Annotated in this window: 17 protein-coding genes; 13 read left to right on the top strand and 4 right to left on the bottom strand. The window is 62.8% G+C overall.

What is annotated here, in order from left to right:
- Position 1 precedes the first annotated feature (1 nt).
- Together ubiG and IFT57_RS02085 are read right to left on the bottom strand one after the other, a co-directional pair.
- On the bottom strand, positions 2-700 hold the full coding sequence (ubiG, locus tag IFT57_RS02090) for a bifunctional 2-polyprenyl-6-hydroxyphenol methylase/3-demethylubiquinol 3-O-methyltransferase UbiG (protein ID WP_122713103.1): 699 nt from the start codon (positions 698-700) through the stop codon (positions 2-4).
- A 57-nt stretch (positions 701-757) separates the two neighbouring features.
- The gene (locus IFT57_RS02085; RefSeq protein ID WP_192150248.1) at positions 758-2,086 is read right to left on the bottom strand and encodes a TRZ/ATZ family hydrolase; all 1,329 of its coding nucleotides are present in this window, start codon (positions 2,084-2,086) and stop codon (positions 758-760) included.
- A 105-nt stretch (positions 2,087-2,191) separates the two neighbouring features.
- Between IFT57_RS02085 and mtnA the strand changes: the two genes are divergently transcribed.
- From mtnA to IFT57_RS02020, 13 genes are all read left to right on the top strand, one after another.
- The gene (gene mtnA, locus IFT57_RS02080) at positions 2,192-3,268 is read left to right on the top strand and encodes an S-methyl-5-thioribose-1-phosphate isomerase (RefSeq protein WP_192150246.1); all 1,077 of its coding nucleotides are present in this window, start codon (positions 2,192-2,194) and stop codon (positions 3,266-3,268) included.
- Positions 3,269-3,581: 313 nt separating this feature from the next.
- Positions 3,582-6,395 (top strand): DNA gyrase subunit A, encoded by a 2,814-nt coding sequence (gene gyrA, locus IFT57_RS02075; RefSeq protein ID WP_192150244.1) that lies wholly within the window; start codon positions 3,582-3,584, stop codon positions 6,393-6,395.
- Positions 6,396-6,506: 111 nt separating this feature from the next.
- Positions 6,507-7,592: a 3-phosphoserine/phosphohydroxythreonine transaminase gene (gene serC, locus IFT57_RS02070; protein ID WP_192150242.1), complete on the top strand. Its 1,086-nt coding sequence runs from the start codon at positions 6,507-6,509 to the stop codon at positions 7,590-7,592.
- Positions 7,592-8,686 (top strand): prephenate dehydratase, encoded by a 1,095-nt coding sequence (pheA, locus tag IFT57_RS02065; protein ID WP_122479059.1) that lies wholly within the window; start codon positions 7,592-7,594, stop codon positions 8,684-8,686. The genes serC and pheA overlap by 1 nt, the downstream gene beginning before the upstream one ends.
- A 17-nt stretch (positions 8,687-8,703) precedes the next feature.
- A complete protein-coding gene (hisC, locus tag IFT57_RS02060; protein WP_192150240.1) occupies positions 8,704-9,813 on the top strand; it encodes a histidinol-phosphate transaminase in 1,110 nt (369 codons plus the stop codon).
- Positions 9,806-12,067, top strand: a complete 2,262-nt coding sequence (locus IFT57_RS02055) for a bifunctional prephenate dehydrogenase/3-phosphoshikimate 1-carboxyvinyltransferase (protein WP_446731175.1) — start codon at positions 9,806-9,808, stop codon at positions 12,065-12,067. Before hisC ends, IFT57_RS02055 begins: the two co-directional genes overlap by 8 nt.
- Positions 12,064-12,750, top strand: coding sequence for a (d)CMP kinase (gene cmk / locus IFT57_RS02050; RefSeq protein WP_122713098.1), 687 nt, complete (start codon positions 12,064-12,066; stop codon positions 12,748-12,750). The genes IFT57_RS02055 and cmk overlap by 4 nt, the downstream gene beginning before the upstream one ends.
- A gap of 121 nt (positions 12,751-12,871) precedes the next feature.
- Entirely contained in the window at positions 12,872-14,560 is a 1,689-nt protein-coding gene (gene rpsA / locus IFT57_RS02045) for a 30S ribosomal protein S1 (RefSeq protein ID WP_122713097.1), read from the top strand.
- A 151-nt stretch (positions 14,561-14,711) separates the two neighbouring features.
- The gene (locus tag IFT57_RS02040) at positions 14,712-15,011 is read left to right on the top strand and encodes a hypothetical protein (RefSeq protein ID WP_192150238.1); all 300 of its coding nucleotides are present in this window, start codon (positions 14,712-14,714) and stop codon (positions 15,009-15,011) included.
- A gap of 228 nt (positions 15,012-15,239) precedes the next feature.
- Positions 15,240-15,539, top strand: a complete 300-nt coding sequence (locus tag IFT57_RS02035) for a hypothetical protein (protein WP_122797396.1) — start codon at positions 15,240-15,242, stop codon at positions 15,537-15,539.
- Positions 15,540-15,650: 111 nt separating this feature from the next.
- Positions 15,651-15,944 carry an integration host factor subunit beta gene (ihfB, locus tag IFT57_RS02030; protein WP_043187734.1) on the top strand — a complete coding sequence of 98 codons (294 nt, stop codon included), beginning with the start codon at positions 15,651-15,653 and terminating at the stop codon, positions 15,942-15,944.
- 21 nt (positions 15,945-15,965) lie between these two features.
- Complete coding sequence (locus IFT57_RS02025) at positions 15,966-16,301, top strand: LapA family protein (protein ID WP_192150236.1); 336 nt, start codon at positions 15,966-15,968, stop codon at positions 16,299-16,301.
- Positions 16,302-16,431: 130 nt separating this feature from the next.
- Entirely contained in the window at positions 16,432-17,301 is an 870-nt protein-coding gene (locus IFT57_RS02020; RefSeq protein ID WP_192150234.1) for a DUF2242 domain-containing protein, read from the top strand.
- A gap of 15 nt (positions 17,302-17,316) precedes the next feature.
- On the opposite strand, the gene IFT57_RS02015 is transcribed toward IFT57_RS02020, so the two are convergent.
- Together IFT57_RS02015 and IFT57_RS02010 are read right to left on the bottom strand one after the other, a co-directional pair.
- Positions 17,317-18,339, bottom strand: a complete 1,023-nt coding sequence (locus IFT57_RS02015; protein ID WP_192150232.1) for an AraC family transcriptional regulator ligand-binding domain-containing protein — start codon at positions 18,337-18,339, stop codon at positions 17,317-17,319.
- A gap of 4 nt (positions 18,340-18,343) precedes the next feature.
- Positions 18,344-19,459: a nitrilase-related carbon-nitrogen hydrolase gene (locus IFT57_RS02010; RefSeq protein WP_192150849.1), complete on the bottom strand. Its 1,116-nt coding sequence runs from the start codon at positions 19,457-19,459 to the stop codon at positions 18,344-18,346.
- Between the last annotated feature and the right edge of the window lie 88 nt (positions 19,460-19,547).

The raw sequence follows: 19,547 nt of genomic DNA, 5'->3' as shown, positions 1-19,547 counted from the left end.
CTCATTCCTCGCGAAGGGTCTGGATCATGTAGTTGACGTCGACGTCCGCAGCCAGCTTGTAATGCTTGGTCAGCGGGTTGTAGGTCAGGCCGGTGATGTCCTTGACGGTCAGTCCGGCCTCGCGGCTCCAGGCGCCGAGCTCGGAAGGGCGGATGAATTTCTTGAAATCATGGGTGCCGCGGGGCAGCAGCTTCATGATGTACTCGGCGCCGATGATCGCGAACAGGTACGCCTTGGGGTTGCGGTTGATGGTCGAGAAGAACACCTGGCCGCCAGGCTTGACCATGCGGAAGCAGGCGCGGATCACCGATGAAGGGTCCGGCACGTGCTCGAGCATTTCCAGGCAGGTGACCACATCGAAGCGCTGCGGGCATTCGGCCGACAAGGCTTCCGCGGTGATCTGGCGGTATTCCACTTCCACCCCGGACTCCAGCTGGTGCAGGCGGGCGACCGCCAGCGGCGCCTCGCCCATGTCGATGCCGGTGACCTTGGCACCGCGCAAGGCCATGGCCTCGCTCAGGATGCCGCCGCCACACCCCACATCCAGAATCTGCTTGCCCGCCAGGTTGACGCGCTCGTCGATCCAGTTGACGCGCAACGGATTGATGTCGTGCAGCGGCTTGAACTCGCTGTTGCGGTCCCACCAGCGGTGCGCCAGGGCTTCGAACTTGGCGATTTCAGCGTGGTCGACGTTGCTCATTGGGTGTCCTCTAAACGATATGATTCTTGAATTCTGTGGGGCCGGGTATCGCAGCCGTCATTGTCCGGCGGCGATACGCTCGCCCCAGGCACATGCCTTGTCGCGCAGCAGTCGTTCGTCCAGGCGGGTCAGGCGACCTTCGTCGAGCAGTTGCCTGCCGGCGACCCAGACATGCCGGACGCAGTCGCGGCTACTGGCGTAGATCAGTTGCGACACCGGGTCGTAGACCGGCTGCTGAGCCAGTCTGGACAGGTCGAATGACGCCAGGTCGGCGGCCTTGCCAACTTCCAGCGAGCCGATATGAGCCTCCATGCCCAGCGCCCGGGCACCATTGAGGGTAGCCATGCGCAGCGCGCGATGGGCATCCAGTGCGGTCGCCGAACCCGCCACGGCCTTGGCCAGCAGCGCTGCAGTGCGCGTATCGCCGAGCAGGTCGAGGCTGTTGTTGCTTGCCGCACCATCGGTGCCCACGGCCACGTTGACGCCGGCTTGCCAGAGCTTCTCCACCGGACAGAAGCCACTGGCCAACTTGAGGTTGGACACCGGGCAGTGCACGACGTTGCTGTTGCTTTCCATCAGCAGCGCAAGGTCGGCGTCGTCCACCTGGGTCATGTGCACCGCCTGGAAGCGCGGCCCCAACAAGCCGAGGCGGGCGAGCCTGGCCAACGGACGCTCGCCGCTCTGTTGCAGGGCATCGTGCACCTCGCCTGCGGTTTCGTGAACGTGCATGTGGATGGCGGCGTCCAGCTCGTCCGCCAGCACTCGGATCTTCTCCAGATTCTCGTCGCTGACCGTGTAGGGCGCATGGGGGCCGAAGGCAATGCTGACGCGCGGATGGTGCTTGAGGTCGTTGAACAGCTCGACACCCTTGTGCAGCGCCTCGTCGGCATCACGCGCGCCGGGGATGGGAAAGTTCAGCACCGGCACGGTGATCTGCGCGCGCATGCCGCTGGCGTGCACGCGCTCGGCGGCCACTTCTGGAAAGAAATACATGTCCGAAAAACAGGTGATGCCGCCTTGCAGTTGCTCGGCGATGGCCAGGTCGGTGCCGTCGCGGACGAACGCCTCGCTGACCCAGCGTGCCTCGGCGGGCCAGATGTGTCGTTCGAGCCAGGTCATCAGCGGCAGATCGTCGGCCAGGCCACGGAACAGCGTCATGGCCGCGTGCCCATGAGCATTGACCAGTCCCGGAGCGAGCAGCTGGCCCGGCAGTTCGCGGGTTTCGCGTGCCTGCAGCCGGGCGGCTGCGCTGCGTGGCCCGATGAAGGCAATCTGGCCGTCGCGGATGCCCAGGGCATGCTCCTCGAGCACGACACCGGCGGGCTCGACCGGTACCAGCCAGGTGGGCAGTAGCAGCAGGTCCAAGGCGGTATCGACATCGGGCATGGCAAGTTCCGGGGCTTCGGCAGGTGATGGCGAAGTATACCCGAGCGTCTTGGACGGGGGCTCGCTATAATCGAGCGCTTTTGGTGTCTGAGTACGGAGTGGGGCATGCGTGATCGATTGTTGGCGGCGGAACGGGTCAAAGCCGTTGATTGGCGAGGTGACGCGTTGCACCTGATCGACCAGCGCGCGCTGCCTGCGCAGCAAGTCTGGCACGCCTGTGTCGATGCACCTGGGGTGGTGGATGCAATCCGCTCCGGGGTCGTGGCGGGTGCCTCTGCCGTTGCCATCAGTGTCGCCTATGCGGTGGTGCTGGCCGCACGCTTGCACCGCGCGGCCGGGCCTGACTGGCGCGCCGCGCTGGACGAGGACCTGCGCCTGCTGGCCGCGGTTCGCCCGGCCACCGCTCACCTGTTCTGGGCGCTGGAGCGCATGCGCGAGCGCCTGGGCCGGGTGCTTGCGGACGAGGACCCACTGCCCGCGCTCGAAGCCGAAGCCTTGGCCATCCATGAAAGCGACCGCGAAGCCAACCTGACCATGGCCCAGTTGGGCGTGGAACTGATCCGTCGGCACCAGGGCAATCTGCAGACCGTGCTGACCCATGGCAATGCCGGTGCCCTGGCCACCGGCGGGTTCGGCACGGCGCTGGGGGTGGTGCGCGGCGCGTTCCACGACGGCATGCTCGAACGTGTCTATGTCGATGAAACCCGGCCGGGCCTGCAAGGCTCGCGCCTGACCGCCTGGGAGTTGTCCAGCGAGGGTGTCCCGGTGACCGTGGCCGCCGACTCGGCAGCCGCACACCTGATGAAAAGCAAAGGCATCACCTGGGTGATCGTCGGCGCCGAGCGAATTGCCGCCAACGGCGATGTCGCCGCCCGGATCGGCACCTATCAGCTGGCGGTCTGCGCGATGCACCACGGCGTTCGTTTCATGGTGGTGGCCGCCAGCGCGGCAATCGACATGGCGCTGGAGAGCGGCGATGACATTCCCTTGCTCGAGCGCGATGCCCGGGAGCTGCTGGAAGTGTCCGGGACGCGCATCGGCGCGGACGTCGATGGGTTCAACCCGGTCCACGATGTGACGCCGGCCGATCTGATCGACGTGATCGTCACTGAAAAAGGCATCGTCGAGCGGCCAGATGCGACCAAGCTGGCGCAACTGATGTGTCGCCGGCGCCTGCATTGAGCGCGCCGTATCGAAAAACAGACCTTTTTTCGATGTGCGGCTGGCCTAGCAGCGCCGCAGCGCCATGTCAGAGGCGTGATGTCCTTCGATCAAGGGTCCTGTCAGGGCTTAAGGGGATAGGTGTCTGACGGCGATTGTGCTACCATCCGGCGGTTTTCGGGGGTGCATCGCGGTGTTCCCCCAACGCCGTGGGTCCAAGGCGTAACTCGTTGATTTGTCGTAAGTCGCCGTTGGCATCGGCCAGCGGTGGCAAGCTTCGTTCTTCTCACAGGGAGGCAACGGAGTTTCACCAGAAAAAGGAATCAGGCTTCTCATGGGCGAACTGGCCAAAGAAATCCTCCCGGTCAATATCGAAGACGAGCTGAGACAGTCCTACCTCGACTACGCCATGAGCGTGATCGTCGGTCGTGCACTGCCTGATGCACGTGATGGCTTGAAGCCCGTGCATCGCCGCGTTCTGTTTGCGATGAGTGAGCTGGGCAACGATTGGAACAAACCCTACAAGAAATCGGCTCGTGTGGTCGGTGACGTGATCGGTAAGTACCACCCGCACGGTGATACCGCGGTCTATGACACCATCGTGCGCATGGCCCAGCCGTTCTCGCTGCGCTACCTGCTGGTCGATGGCCAGGGCAACTTCGGTTCCGTGGACGGCGACAACGCCGCCGCTATGCGTTACACCGAAGTGCGCATGACCAAGCTGGCCCACGAGCTGCTGGCCGACCTGCACAAGGAAACCGTCGACTGGGTACCCAACTACGACGGTACCGAGCTGATCCCTGCGGTCATGCCGACGCGCATTCCCAACCTGCTGGTCAACGGTTCCAGCGGTATCGCCGTGGGCATGGCGACCAACATCCCGCCGCACAACCTGGGCGAGGTGCTCGACGGCTGCCTGGCGGTCATCGACAACCCGGACGTCACCATCGATGAACTGATGCAGTTCATTCCCGGGCCGGACTTCCCGACGGCCGCCATCATCAACGGTCGCCAGGGCATCATCGAGGCGTACCGCACCGGTCGCGGCCGGATCTACATGCGCGCCCGCTCCCATGTCGAGGACATCGACAAGGTCGGCGGCCGCCAGCAGATCGTCGTCACCGAGCTGCCGTACCAGTTGAACAAGGCCCGCCTGATCGAGAAGATCGCCGAGCTGGTGAAAGAGAAGAAACTCGAAGGCATCTCCGAGTTGCGCGACGAGTCCGACAAGGACGGCATGCGCATCGTCATCGAGCTGCGCCGCGGTGAAGTGCCGGAGGTAATCCTCAACAACCTCTATGCCCAGACCCAGCTGCAGGCCGTGTTCGGGATCAACATCGTTGCCCTGATCGACAATCGTCCGCGCATCCTCAACCTCAAGGACCTGCTCGAAGCCTTCGTTCGCCACCGCCGTGAAGTCGTCACCCGGCGCACCGTGTTCGAACTGCGCAAGGCGCGTGAACGCGGCCACATTCTCGAAGGCCAGGCGGTTGCGCTGTCCAACATTGATCCGGTCATCGCCCTGATCAAGGCCTCGCCGACGCCGTCCGAAGCCAAGGAAGCGCTGATCAGCACGCCGTGGGAGTCCAGCGCCGTGGTGGCCATGGTCGAGCGTGCCGGTGCCGAGTCCTCGCGTCCGGAAAACCTCGATCCGCAGTACGGCCTGCGCGACGGCAAGTATTTCCTGTCGCCGGAACAGGCCCAGGCCATCCTCGAGCTGCGTCTGCATCGCCTGACCGGTCTGGAACACGAGAAGCTGCTGGCCGAGTACCAGGAGATCCTCAACCAGATTGCCGAGCTGATCCGCATCCTCAACAGCGCCGAGCGCCTGATGGAAGTGATCCGCGAAGAGCTGGAACTGATCCGCTCCGAATATGGTGATGTGCGGCGGACCGAGATCCTCGATTCGCGCCTCGACCTGACGCTGGGCGACATGATCCCGGAAGAAGAGCGCGTGGTGACCATTTCCCACAGCGGCTACGCCAAGACCCAGCCACTGTCGTCCTACCAGGCCCAGCGCCGGGGCGGCAAGGGCAAGTCGGCCACCGGCGTCAAGGACGAGGACTACATCTCGCACCTGCTGGTCGCCAACAGCCATGCCACGCTGCTGCTGTTTTCCAGCAAGGGCAAGGTGTACTGGCTCAAGACCTACGAAATTCCCGAGGCGTCCCGTGCTGCGCGCGGCCGTCCGCTGGTCAACCTGCTGCCGCTGGATGATGGCGAGTACATCACCACCATGCTGCAGATCGACCTCGAGGCCCTGCAGGCCACCGCCGGCGCCGACGAAGACCTCGACGACGCCGACGATACCGTCATCGAGGGCGAAATCGTCGAGGCCGAAGAAGTCGTCGAAGCGGTTGAAGGCGAGGAGGGCGATACCCCTGAACTGGTGGCCGAGCCTACCGGTGCCTACATCTTCATGGCGACGGCCTTCGGTACGGTCAAGAAGACGCCGTTGGCGCAGTTCGCCCGTCCGCGCTCCAGCGGCCTGATCGCCTTGAAGCTCAAGGAAGGCGACACCCTGATCGCCGCAGCCATCACCGACGGCGCCAAGGAAGTCATGCTGTTCTCCGACGCCGGCAAGGTGATCCGCTTCGCCGAAGGCGTGGTGCGGCAGATGGGTCGTGGTGCCCGCGGTATCCGCGGCATGCGCCTGGGCAAGGGCCAGCAGCTGATTTCCATGCTGATCCCCGAGTCCGGCGCGCAGATTCTCACCGCTTCCGAGCGCGGCTTCGGCAAGCGTACGCCGTTGAGCAAGTTCCCCCGTCGCGGCCGTGGCGGCCAGGGCGTGATCGCCATGGTCACCAAGGAGCGCAACGGCAAGCTGGTTGGCGCGATCCAGTCTCAGGAAGGCGAAGAGATCATGCTCATCTCCGACCAGGGCACGCTGGTGCGCACCCGTGTCGGCGAAGTCTCGAGCCTGGGCCGCAACACCCAGGGCGTGACCCTGATCAAGCTGATCACCGACGAGAAGCTGGTGGGCCTGGAGCGAGTCCAGGAGCCATCGGAAGTCGAGGATGACGAGCTGGAAGAGGGTTTCGAAGCCGTTGAGGGTGCCGAAGGCGTCGATGCAGTCGATGCGGTCGATTCCGAAGTGGACCAAGCTGATGTCAAGCCCGATGCCGCCGACGATCTGCCGGAGGAGTAAGCTGTAGGGCAGGGGATCGGCGCCGAGCCCTCTGCCCGCGAAGGCATCACTGCCGATCTTCCGGCGGACACACCCGGGCCAGCCCCGAATTCAAGCAGAGCGAGAGTGGATGTGAGCAATCGAGCCTTTAACTTCTGCGCAGGCCCCGCTGCGCTTCCCGAAGCCGTACTGCAACGCGCCCAGGCGGAAATGCTGAACTGGCGTGGCAAGGGTCTCTCGGTGATGGAGATGAGCCATCGCAGCGAGGACTACACCGCCATCGCCGAAAAAGCCGAACAGGACCTGCGCGATCTGCTTGGGGTCCCGTCCAACTACAAGGTGCTGTTTCTGCAAGGCGGCGCCAGCCAGCAGTTCGCCGAGATCCCGCTGAACCTGCTTCCCGAAAGTGGCACGGCGGACTATGTCGAAACCGGCATCTGGTCGAAGAAGGCCATCGAGGAAGCACGTCGCTACGGCAACATCAACGTCGCTGCCAGCGCCAAGCCCTACGACTACCAGGCCATTCCAGGCCAGAACGAATGGAAGCTGACGCCTGGCGCGGCCTACGTCCACTACGCCTCCAATGAAACCATCGGTGGCCTGCAGTTCGACTGGGTGCCGCAGACCGGTGATACGCCCCTGGTCGTCGACATGTCCTCGGACATTCTCTCGCGCCCTGTCGACGTCTCCCAGTTCGGCCTGATCTACGCCGGCGCACAGAAGAACATCGGTCCCAGCGGCCTGGTGGTGGTGATCGTCCGCGAGGACTTGCTGGGCAAGGCCCGCAGTGCCTGTCCGACCATGCTCGACTACAAGATCGCCGCCGACAACGGCTCGATGTACAACACCCCGGCGACCTACTCCTGGTACCTCTCGGGCCTGGTATTCGAGTGGCTCAAGGAGCAGGGCGGCGTTGCCGCCATGGAAGCGCGCAACCGTGCCAAGAAAGACCGCCTGTACGGCTTCATCGACGCCAGCGACTTCTACAGCAACCCGATCTCGCTCAACGCCCGCTCCTGGATGAACGTGCCGTTTCGTCTGGCCGACGAGCGCCTGGACAAGGCGTTCCTGGCCGGCGCCGATGCGCGCGGTCTGCTCAACCTCAAGGGTCACCGTTCGGTCGGTGGCATGCGCGCCTCCATCTACAACGCCCTGGGCCTTGACGCCATCGAAGCGCTGGTCGGTTACATGGTGGAGTTCGAAAAGGAAAACGGCTGATGTCCGAACATGAACTCAAGGCCCTGCGGGTACGCATCGACAGCCTCGACGAAAAGATTCTCGAGCTGATCAGTGATCGCGCTCGCTGCGCCGAAGAAGTCGCGCGAGTCAAGATGGCTGCGCTGGCCGAAGGCGAGGTGCCGGTGTTCTATCGGCCCGAACGCGAGGCGCAGGTGCTCAAGCGGGTGATGGAGCGCAACAAGGGGCCGCTCAGCAACGAGGAGATGGCGCGCCTGTTCCGCGAGGTCATGTCGTCTTGCCTGGCGTTGGAGAACCCGCTCAAGGTTGCCTACCTGGGCCCCGAGGGCACGTTCACCCAGGCAGCCGCCATGAAGCACTTCGGCCACGCGGTGATCAGCAAGCCCATGGCCGCGATCGACGAAGTCTTCCGCGAGGTGGTTGCAGGCGCAGTGAACTTCGGTGTGGTGCCAGTGGAAAACTCCACCGAAGGCGCGGTGAACCACACTCTCGACAGCTTCCTCGAACACGACATGGTGATCTGCGGCGAAGTCGAGCTGCGCATCCACCACCACCTGCTGATCGGCGACAACACCAAGACCGACAGCATCAGTCGCATCTATTCCCACGCACAGTCGCTGGCGCAATGCCGCAAGTGGCTGGACGCGCACTACCCGAACGTCGAACGCATCGCGGTCGCCAGCAACGCCGAAGCGGCGAAGCGGGTCAAGGGCGAATGGAACTCGGCGGCCATCGCCGGCGACATGGCGGCCGGCCTGTATGGCCTGGAGCGCCTGGCCGAGAAGATCGAAGACCGTCCGGACAACGCCACGCGATTCCTGATCATCGGCAGCCAGGAAGTGCCGCCCACCGGCGACGACAAGACCTCGATCATCGTGTCCATGAGCAATCGGCCGGGTGCGCTGCACGAGCTGTTGGTGCCGTTTCACGACAACGGCATCGACCTTACCCGAATCGAGACGCGGCCATCGCGCAGCGGCAAATGGACCTACGTGTTCTTCATCGATTTCATCGGCCACCATCGCGACCCGTTGATCAAGGGCGTGCTGGAGCAGATCAGTCAGGAAGCCGTGGCACTCAAGGTGCTGGGCTCATATCCCAAAGCGGTTCTTTAACAGAAGGGTTAGTACGCATGACCGATTTCCTTGCCCTGGCCCAGACCGGCGTTCAGCAGCTGTCCCCCTACGTTCCCGGCAAGCCGGTGGATGAGCTGGCCAGAGAGCTGAACCTGGATCCCGCCAACATCATCAAGTTGGCCAGCAACGAGAACCCGTTGGGTGCAAGCCCCAAGAGCCGTGCCGCGATCGAGCGCGAACTCGCCGAGCTCACACGCTACCCCGACGGCAATGGCTTCGACCTCAAGACCCTGCTGGCGCAGCAGTGCCGCGTACAGCTCGACCAGGTGACCCTGGGCAACGGCTCCAACGACATTCTCGAACTGGTCGCGCGGGCCTACCTGGCGCCTGGCTTGAACGCGGTGTTCAGCGAGCACGCCTTCGCCGTCTATCCATTGGTCGTGCAGGCCGTGAATGCCGGTGCGCGGGTCATCCCGGCCAAGCAGTTCGGCCATGACCTGCCAGCGATGCTGGCAGCGATCGACGACAAGACCCGCGTGGTGTTCCTGGCCAACCCGAACAACCCGACCGGCACCTGGTTCGGCCCGCAGGCGCTGGAAGACTTCCTTGCCGCAGTGCCGCCCAGCGTGGTCGTGGTGCTCGACGAGGCCTATATCGAGTACGCCGTCGGTGGCGAGCTGCCCGACGGCCTCGACTACCTGGCGCGCTACCCGAACCTGCTGGTCTCGCGCACCTTTTCCAAGGCCTACGGCCTGGCCGCGTTGCGGGTGGGCTATGGCTTGTCTTCGCCGGTCATTGCCGATGTGCTCAATCGTGTCCGCCAGCCGTTCAACGTGAACAGCCTGGCATTGGCTGCCGCCTGCGCGGCGCTGACGGACACCGACTACCTGCAGCGCAGCCGCGAACTCAACAGTGCCGGCATGCAGCAGCTGGAGGCGGGTTTCGCCGAGCTGGGCCTGGAATGGATTCCCTCCAAGGGCAATTTCATTGCCGTGGACGTGGGGCGTGATGCCGGGCCGGTGTATCAGGGCCTGCTGCGCGAAGGTGTGATCGTGCGCCCGGTGGCCGGCTATGGCATGCCCAACCACTTGCGCGTGACCATCGGCCTGGCCACGGAAAACAGTCGTTTCCTGGAGGCGTTGCGCCAGGTGCTGGCCCGTGTCTGAGTTCACGCAATTGCAACCGGGCGCTGCCAGAATAGGCCGCCTGGTGGTTGTGGGGCTGGGACTGATCGGCGGCTCGTTCGCCAAGGGCATCAAGCAAAGTGGTTTGGCCGATGAAGTGGTGGGGGTCGATCTCGATTCGCGCGCCTGCCTGCGGGCCGTCGAGTTGGGCGTGGTCGACCGCTGCGAAGCGGAGCTGGCCCGTGCCTGTGTCGGCGCCGACGTGATCCAGTTGGCGGTGCCGATCCTGGGCATGGAAAAACTGCTCGCAGCCCTGGCCCGGCTCGATCTGGGCCAGGCCGTGATCACCGATGTCGGCAGCGCCAAGGGAAATGTGGTGCGGGCCTTTCGCGACGCCTTTGGCGGGGACCTTTCACGCTTCGTCCCAGGCCATCCGATTGCCGGTTCCGAGCAGAGCGGGGTAGAGGCGGCCAATGCCGAGCTGTTCAAGCGGCACAAGGTGATCCTCACGCCGCTGGCCGAAACCACGCCCCAGGCGCTGCAACGCGTCGATGGCCTGTGGCGCGCCTTGGGTGCGGACGTCGAGCACATGCAGGTCGAGCGCCACGACGAGGTGCTTGCCGCCACCAGTCACCTGCCGCACCTGCTGGCGTTCGGCCTGGTCGATTCGCTGGCCAAGCGCAGTGAAAACCTGGAAATCTTCCGCTACGCTGCTGGCGGGTTCCGTGACTTCACAAGGATCGCCGGCAGTGACCCGGTCATGTGGCACGACATCTTCCTCGCCAACCGCGAGGCTGTACTGCGCACACTCGATACATTTCGCAGCGACCTCGACGCCTTGCGCGACGCGGTCGATGCAGGGGATGGGCATCACCTGCTGGGCGTGTTCACACGCGCCAAGGTAGCCCGCGAGCATTTCAGTAAAATCCTGGCCCGTCGGGCCTATGTGGACGCTATGAACTCCAACGACGACCTGATCTTCCTGGGCAAACCCGGCGGCAGCCTCAAAGGCCGCATTCGCGTACCGGGTGACAAATCCATTTCGCACCGTTCGATCATGCTCGGCTCCCTGGCCGAGGGTACTACCGAAGTCGAAGGCTTCCTCGAAGGCGAGGACGCCCTGGCGACCCTGCAGGCCTTCCGCGACATGGGCGTGGTCATCGAAGGCCCGAACCAGGGCCGCGTGACCATCCACGGTGTTGGTCTGCACGGATTGCAGGCGCCGCCGGGGCCGATCTACCTGGGCAACTCCGGGACCTCGATGCGCCTGCTCGCCGGTATTCTTGCGGCGCAGAGCTTCGACACCACGCTGACCGGCGATGCCTCGCTGTCCAAGCGCCCGATGAACCGCGTGGCCAACCCGCTGCGGGAAATGGGCGCGGTCATCGAGACGGCTGCCGAGGGTCGTCCGCCGATGGTCATTCGCGGCGGGCAGCGGCTCAAGGCACTCGACTACACGCTGCCGATGGCCTCCGCACAGGTCAAATCCTGCCTGCTGCTGGCCGGCTTGTGGGCCGAGGGCAAGACCACCACCACCGAGCCGGCACCGACCCGCGACCACACCGAGCGGATGCTGCGCGGCTTCGGCTATCCGGTGGAGGTCAATGGCCCGCAGGCGTCGGTCGAGTCCGGCCACACGCTGAAGGCGACCCATATCGAAGTGCCCGGTGACATCTCGTCCTCAGCATTCTTCCTGGTGGCCGCCTCGATCGCCGAAGGTTCGGACCTGACTCTGGAGCACGTGGGTATCAACCCGACGCGTACGGGTGTCATCGATATCCTGCGCCTGATGGGTGCCGACATCACCCTGGAGAACCAGCGTGAAGTAGGTGGCGAGCCGGTTGCCGACCTGCACGTGCGCGCGGCGCGCCTCAAGGGTATCGAGATTCCCGAAGCGTTGGTGCCGCTGGCAATCGACGAATTTCCGGTGCTGTTCGTGGCCGCGGCCTGCGCCGAAGGGCGCACCGTGCTGCGCGGTGCCGAAGAGCTGCGGGTCAAGGAATCCGACCGTATCCAGGTCATGGCCGACGGTCTGAAGAAGCTTGGCGTGAAATGCGAGCCCACTGCCGATGGCATCGTCATCGACGGTGTCGGTCATGGCGTGCCGGCCATGGGCGGCGGCGAAGTCCACGGCCACGGCGATCACCGCATAGCCATGGCCTTCAGCGTTGCCTCGCTGCGCGCCAGTGCGCCGATCCGCATCCACGACTGTGCCAACGTCGCCACTTCGTTCCCCAACTTCCTCGGTCTCTGCGCCCAGGTGGGTATCAACGTAGCCGAAGAGGGCGCGTCGTGAACCAGGCGCCGGTCATCACCATCGACGGGCCAAGCGGTTCGGGCAAGGGCACCATCGCCGGTATCCTCGCCAAGCGCCTGGGCTGGAAGCTGCTCGATTCAGGCGCGCTGTATCGCTTGCTGGCCTACGCCGCACGCAACCATGGGGTCGACCTGAGCAACGAAGCATCGCTGATGGTGATGGCGGCGCACCTCGATGTGCAGTTCATTGCCGCCGCCGATGGCCAGCCGCAGCGCATCGTGCTGGAAGGCGATGACGTCACCCGCGACATCCGCAACGAGCAGGTCGGTGCCGGTGCTTCTCAGGTCGCGGCCCTGCCAGCGGTGCGCGACGCGCTGCTGCAGCGCCAGCGGGCATTCCAGGAGTCGCCGGGCCTGGTGGCCGACGGTCGCGACATGGGCACGGTGGTCTTCCCGGATGCGGCGCTGAAGGTGTTTCTCACCGCCAGCGCCGAGGAACGTGCCCGCAGACGTTACTTGCAGTTGAAGGCTGCGGGCAACGATGTTAGTCTGTCGAGTCTGCTAGATGAGATACGTGCACGCGATGAGCGTGACACCCAGCGCGCAGTGGCCCCGCTCAAGCCGGCGGCCGATGCCATACAGCTGGATTCCACGGAGTTGTCCATCGAGCAGGTGTTGGAACGCATCATGAGCGAGATCGCACTACGCGACATCGCCGGGTGACGAAGAAGCCATACGGGAACCCAGTCAACATCCCGGTGGCTTTCTTTTACTTGAACGAAACCCACGTTGTCTGGAGCGTGGCTGATGGGCGTATGTTTCGCCCAAATCTACAGGAATTAAAATGAGCGAAAGCTTTGCAGAACTCTTTGAAGAAAGCCTAAAAACTCTCAATCTTCAGCCAGGCGCAATCATCACCGGTATCGTTGTCGATATCGACGGTGACTGGGTTACTGTCCACGCCGGCCTGAAGTCCGAGGGTGTCATCCCGCTCGAGCAGTTCTACAACGACGCTGGCGAACTGACCATCAAGGTCGGTGACGAAGTTCACGTTGCGCTGGACGCGGTAGAAGACGGCTTTGGCGAAACCAAGCTGTCCCGCGAAAAAGCCAAGCGTGCCGAGTGCTGGATCGTTCTGGAAGCAGCTTTCGCCGCCGAGGAAGTGGTCAAGGGCGTTATCAACGGTAAGGTTAAGGGCGGCTTCACTGTCGACGTTAACGGCATCCGTGCGTTCCTGCCTGGTTCCCTGGTCGATGTCCGCCCTGTGCGCGACACCACCCACCTGGAAGGTAAAGAGCTCGAGTTCAAGGTCATCAAGCTGGACCAGAAGCGCAACAACGTTGTCGTTTCCCGTCGCAGTGTCCTGGAAGCCGAGAACTCCGCCGAGCGCGAAGCTCTGCTGGAATCCCTGCAGGAAGGTCAGCAAGTCAAGGGTATCGTCAAGAACCTCACGGATTACGGCGCATTCGTCGATCTGGGTGGCGTCGATGGCCTGCTGCACATCACCGACATGGCCTGGAAGCGCATCAAGCATCCATCGGAAATCGTCAACGTTGGCGACGAGATCGATGTCAAGGTCCTGAAGTACGACCGCGAGCGCAACCGTGTTTCCCTGGGCTTGAAGCAGCTGGGCGAAGATCCATGGGTTGCCATCAAGGCACGTTACCCAGAGAGCACCCGCGTCATGGCGCGCGTCACCAACCTGACCGACTACGGCTGCTTCGCAGAGCTGGAAGAAGGCGTGGAAGGCCTGGTACACGTTTCCGAAATGGACTGGACCAACAAGAACATCCACCCTTCGAAAGTCGTACAAGTCGGCGACGAAGTGGAAGTCATGGTTCTGGACATCGACGAAGAGCGTCGTCGTATCTCCCTGGGCATCAAGCAGTGCAAGTCGAACCCGTGGGAAGACTTCTCTGGCCAGTTCAACAAGGGTGACAAGATCTCCGGCACCATCAAGTCGATCACCGATTTCGGTATCTTCATTGGTCTGGACGGCGGCATCGACGGTCTGGTTCACCTGTCCGACATTTCCTGGAACGAAGTGGGCGAAGAAGCCGTACGTCGTTTCAAGAAGGGCGACGAGCTCGACACCGTCATCCTGTCGGTAGATCCAGAGCGCGAGCGCATTTCCCTGGGCATCAAGCAGCTGGAAGACGATCCGTTCTCCAACTACGTTGCTGTCAATGACAAAGGCGCTATCGTTCGCGGTACCGTTAAGGAAGTTGACGCCAAGGGCGCTGTAATCACCCTGGCCGACGACATCGAAGCCACTTTGAAAGCTTCCGAAATCAGCCGTGACCGCGTTGAAGACGCGCGCAACGTTCTGAAGGAAGGCGAAGAAGTCGAAGCCAAGATCATCAGCGTCGACCGCAAGTCCCGCGTCATCCAACTGTCGATCAAATCGAAAGACGTTGAAGACGAGAAAGAAGCTATCCAGAGCCTGCGCGAGAAGCCAGCCACTTCGGATATCGCTGCCGGTCCGACCACTCTGGGCGACCTGCTGCGTGCTCAGATGGAAAAGCAGAACTAAGTTCTGTTTGACCTGTAGAAAAAGGGCGACTTCGGTCGCCCTTTTTTATGCCTGCGATTTGTACTACGCCGGGGCTGAAAATGGCGGGGGCCGAACTAACCACGGCCTTGGATGCTCAAAGGTACAAGTGAATACCCAAGGATCTCCAGGGATGAAAACCGTAGTAACCGCAGTCCTGTTCGTAGTAGTTGGTTTGACGTCCGCGTGCTCCACCACCTCGGTGGTCAAACGGGATTATCGGGGCATGCAGGCATTGCAGATCAATTGCAGTGGCCTGGGCTCTTCCTGGAGCAAGTGCTACGACAAAGCGCAGCACGCCTGCCGCGCGAACGGCTACAAGGTCTTGGCAAAGACCTCGGATATCAAGGAAGAGCCAGAGGATGGCTTCCTTGGCTGGAATCCGGGCATGGCCAGTCGAACCATGTTCGTGCGCTGCAATGATCAGGGTTGAGTTGCCCCTGAAGATCTTCTGCCCCCCCCCCTCAGCTGATCCATGGCTGTGCAATGACATACGAATGGTTACAAACTTTACCGTCACCATTCGTACACCTGCCTGAAGTAAATTAGCAATCGGTCATCTACTTGGATAGGGTAGGTGGCGTATTGCTGAGCATCGTTTGCGATTGAATCCTTACCCCTTGAATCCGTGTCCCTCCCAGAAGTAGACAAGGCCCGAGTCATGAAATTTACCCTGCTCATAGCAGCATTGCTGCTGGTGACCGCCTGCGCTGCCACCTCCACGTCCCATGGCAAGCGCGGCAGTCGTGGATTGCACATCAATTGCTCCGGGCTGACCTCGTCCTGGGCCCAGTGTGAGAAAGAGGCGGAATCGGCCTGCGGCCCTGCCGGTTATCGCACCCTTGCCAAGTCCAGCGACGTCAAGGAAGAACCGGACGACTATGTGTTCGGTCTCAACCCCGCCGGTTATTCCACGCGCAGCATGATCGTCAAATGCCGCAAGAGCACTGCGTTCAAATAGTGCGCAGACAACTCATTTTCAAGAAGTCAAGAGTCGGGCTGTTCAAATCTGCCAAGCCATGCTAAAACCTTCTAAGCACTGATCTAGCTGCTTGATAAAGAAGGGAAAAATATGACGAAGTCGGAATTGATCGAACGTATTGTCACCCATCAAGGTCTACTTTCATCCAAGGATGTGGAATTGGCCATCAAGACCATGCTCGAGCAAATGTCGCAGTGCCTGGCTACAGGTGACAGGATCGAGATACGCGGTTTCGGCAGCTTTTCCCTGCACTATCGCGCACCACGGGTCGGGCGTAATCCCAAGACCGGTCAGTCGGTGAGTCTGGATGGCAAGTTCGTCCCGCATTTCAAGCCCGGCAAGGAATTGCGCGATCGGGTGAACGAAGACGAAGAACTCGCTTGATCGACGTTGAAGGAGAAGGCTTTGCGTAATCTCAAGAAGTTGCTGCTGGTGCTGATTTTCCTGGCAGTCGCTGCTGTGGTGCTGGTGTTCGTACTGGAGAACCAGCAGGCCGTTGCGCTGAGCGCCCTTGGGTGGTCCACCCCGTCGTTGCCGGTGTCGGTGTTCGTGCTGGCGGGAGTGCTGGCAGGCATGCTGATTGGCCCACTGTTTGGTTGGTATATCGCGCTGAGCAGCAAGCGCCGTTGGCGCAAGCAGCTGCGCGCCAAGGCCCGGGCAGAGCAACGTGCAACGCTTGCGACCGCACCAGCTGATCCGAATGCCACTGTTGCCGCACCTCAGCAGGCAGTTGTGAAGTAATACGTCCCCGATACGGCGCCAGCCGCAGAAACATCGCGTATTACCGTGTGTCCTGATTGAGCGGCATTTCCTGCGCCGTGTTTGCGCGTTCTGTTGCACAATAGTCGCAGACCGTTTTCCAGGACCCACAATGTCATTTTCATTCCGTTACGGGCGTCACCTTTCAGGTGCCATTCTGGCTCTTGCATGGCTGGGCCTGGCAGGGTGTTCTTCCCCCAAGACCGCCATCTACGAACACGAGAACTTTGCCGATTCCGGTACGTTTTCTCGCAACTACCCGGTCAGCGACATCGCCTCCTGTGAAGCCGCGCGCCGCGCATTGCTCAGCCAGGGCTACATCATCACCAGCAACGATCCGCGCCAAGTCAGTGGGCACAAGAGCTTCCAGCAAACCGGCGAGAGCCACCTGGAGATCAGTTTCAACGTGGTCTGCGTCGCCGATGCCAGCAGCGAGCACAGCTCCACGCTGTTCGCCAATGCCCTCCAGGATCGCTATGCGCTGAAGAAGGTCAACAACTCGGCGAGCGTGGGCGTGGGCGTATTGGGTTCGGTCTCCATGCCAATCGGTTCCACCGACGATTCCATGGTCAAGGTGGCCAGTGAAACGGTGGCGTCGGATAAATTCTATGACCGCTATTTCTCTTTGGTAGAAAGCTTCATGCCGGTCCCGGCGAAAAAAACCGTTTCGACCCCACCGGCAAAGGAAGAGCTGGGTGTGCCGGACACGGCGCCTGCGGCACTTGCAGCTCCGACTGCATCGGCGGCAGCTGCGACTGCGAAGCCAGTGGTGCCGGTGGCCGCGCCGCTGGTTCAGCCGACCCCAGCCGCCGCTCAGGTGCAGCAGGCGGAGGTAGCGCCCGAGCAGGAGGCTTCGCAGCCTGTCGCGCCCCCGGCACAACCGGCACCCATAGAAGTCATCCCGGTTCCCGAGGCCACCGAGGCGACGCCTGAGGTCGTACCGCAGGCGCCCGCCGCAGAGGCACCCGTTTCGCAGCCTTGAGCGGGCGCGCTCGGGTCACTGACGGCTTGCGCGGCGGTACTCGCCGGGCGTCATGGCGCACCAGCGCTTGAAGGCACGCTGGAACGCCTCGGCCGACGTGAATCCCAGCAGATAGGCTATTTCGCCGAACGCAAGTTCGGTATCACGGATGTAGGTCTGTGCCAGGTCACGGCGGGTGTCGTTGAGAATCGAGCGGAACTGCGTGCCCTCATGGGCCAGCTTGCGCCGCAAGGTCCAGGCCGGCATCTTCAGGCAGGCAGCGATTTCGTCCAGCGTCGGCTCGCGTCCGCCGTTGAGCAATGAGCCCAGCAGTTGGGTGACCCGCTCACCGACGCTGCGCACGCGCGTCAGCTGCTCCAGTTCCTGTTCGCACAGCTGCAACAAATGCTGCCAGGTGCTTGGGCAGTGCTCGGGGTTGCGCAGGTTCAGGCTGGCGTGGGTCAGACGCAGTTGATTGTGCTCGCAATTGAAGGCGGTATGCGCGGGGTAGTGCGCCGCGTAGCCAGGCGCGTCGAATTCGATTTCCATCCGCTGTGCAGCCACGTTCTGGCCTGCAAGTACGCTCAGTTGCTGCAGCCAGCCGGTCAGCAGGGAGTCCACCACGAAACGGTTGTAGGCGTTGTAGGGGCTGATCGAATAGAACCGCAGCCAGGCGCCTTCGCGGTCTTCGTGAAAACTCGATTGCCCACGATAGTTGGCGGCGTACAGGCGTTCGAAACGAATCAGCGTGCGCGCCGCCTCGCGCACCGTCGGTGCCTGAGCGGCCGTGACGCCAGCCAGGCCTGCCTGGCTCAGGCGGCTTGCCTGGCCGATGCGCAGGCCCAGTGCGGGGTCGCCGGTAAGTGCGATTGCCGCATGGCCCAAGCGCATATAGCGGGCGATGGTCAGTCGCGCCCCGGCAACGTTGAGCCGGCTCGGCTCCAGCCCATACTGCGCCAACAGTGGCAACGGGTCGTGGCCGTGGCTGCGCACCGCCTGCGCCAGGCTGTGCGCGAAGCCGACGGACAGGTCACCGAGTTTGATGCGCTGGCCGCTCACACGCCTACAGCCATAGATTGATCAGCCGCGCACCACGCCCGTCGCCGACCTGGCTGAAACGCTCGCGCTGGCGGGCGAAGCTGTGCCCTTCGTAGAACTGATTCCAGAAGTGCCCGCCCATGAACACGGTCATGCTCGCCAATGGCGCGCTCTCTGCGACCAGCCGCTGCCAGGCCTGTGCCTCGCTGACCTCGCCGGGCACCAGGGCAGCATCGCCTGGCGTTGCGTCAATGCGAAAGCCGCGCCATGGCTCGGACCAGCGCCCACGACCGAGCACCGAAGCAGGCACTGCGAGCAATTGCACGTCTTGCTGGCGCAACTGTGCATGACTCGCCGGATGCCAGCTGTCGGTGCCGATCAGCACGGCAAGTTTGCCCGCTGGGGTGTCGAACACGTTGAACGGTGCATCGCCCAGGGGCTGTACGTAGCGGCGAGTGGGATGGCTGGTGAAATGCTGGAGCTGTGGCTGACCCAGGACGGAGCCATCGGCAGCGAATACGACACTGGTGTTGTACAGCGGGCCGTTGTCGGTCCGCAGGCGACCCTCGACGACCGAGGGTTTGGGCAGGATGATCGAGCCTGCCACCAAGGTCACCCCGAACTGCCTGGCGAGGCCGCCAAACAGCTGCTGGTACTGCTCGGCCATGCTCGCGGCCTTCATGCGCAGGTAGGCGTCGGCGAAGCGGTCTTCGCCCTGGGCCATGGCCCAGCCGCCAAGCAGGCGCAATGGGTTGCTGGCGGCCAGCCATTGTTCGGCATCGCGACGCTGCACGACCTGGTAGAACTCGTTCTTCTCGCCCACCGCCCACAACCAGGTGCCGATGTGCTCGGGCAAGACCACGATGGTCTTGCTGCCGACAAGGCCTGCATCTTGGGCATGCTGCAGGTATCCGGACAGTTTCAGGCGCAGGCGCTCGACGCTCTGGTAGTCCGCCGGGAACAGTTCGGGCTGGATCCCCAACAGGTTGCCGCGCTCGGAAGGGACGCCGTCTACCCCATCGAGCTCGATGCGCAGGTCGGACAGGTAGTGCCCGGCGGGGCGCTGGGTGGTCCACAGCGCATAGGTACTCAACGCCGCCAGGCAAAGCAGGGCAACCACGGACATCAGGATTTTGCGCATGAGGGACAACAACCGGCTCCTGTTCGTGAATCCGCACTAGGGTAGACGTCGCGTGCGGCATGATCAATGACTTGTCATTTCGGGTCAT

Origin of the sequence: Pseudomonas sp. CFBP 13719 (assembly GCF_014842095.1) — a bacterium.
In the GTDB taxonomy this organism is placed as follows: Bacteria; Pseudomonadota; Gammaproteobacteria; order Pseudomonadales; family Pseudomonadaceae; genus Aquipseudomonas.
Note: the sequence above shows the minus strand (reverse complement) of the source record. Positions and strands in the feature narration are given on the sequence as shown.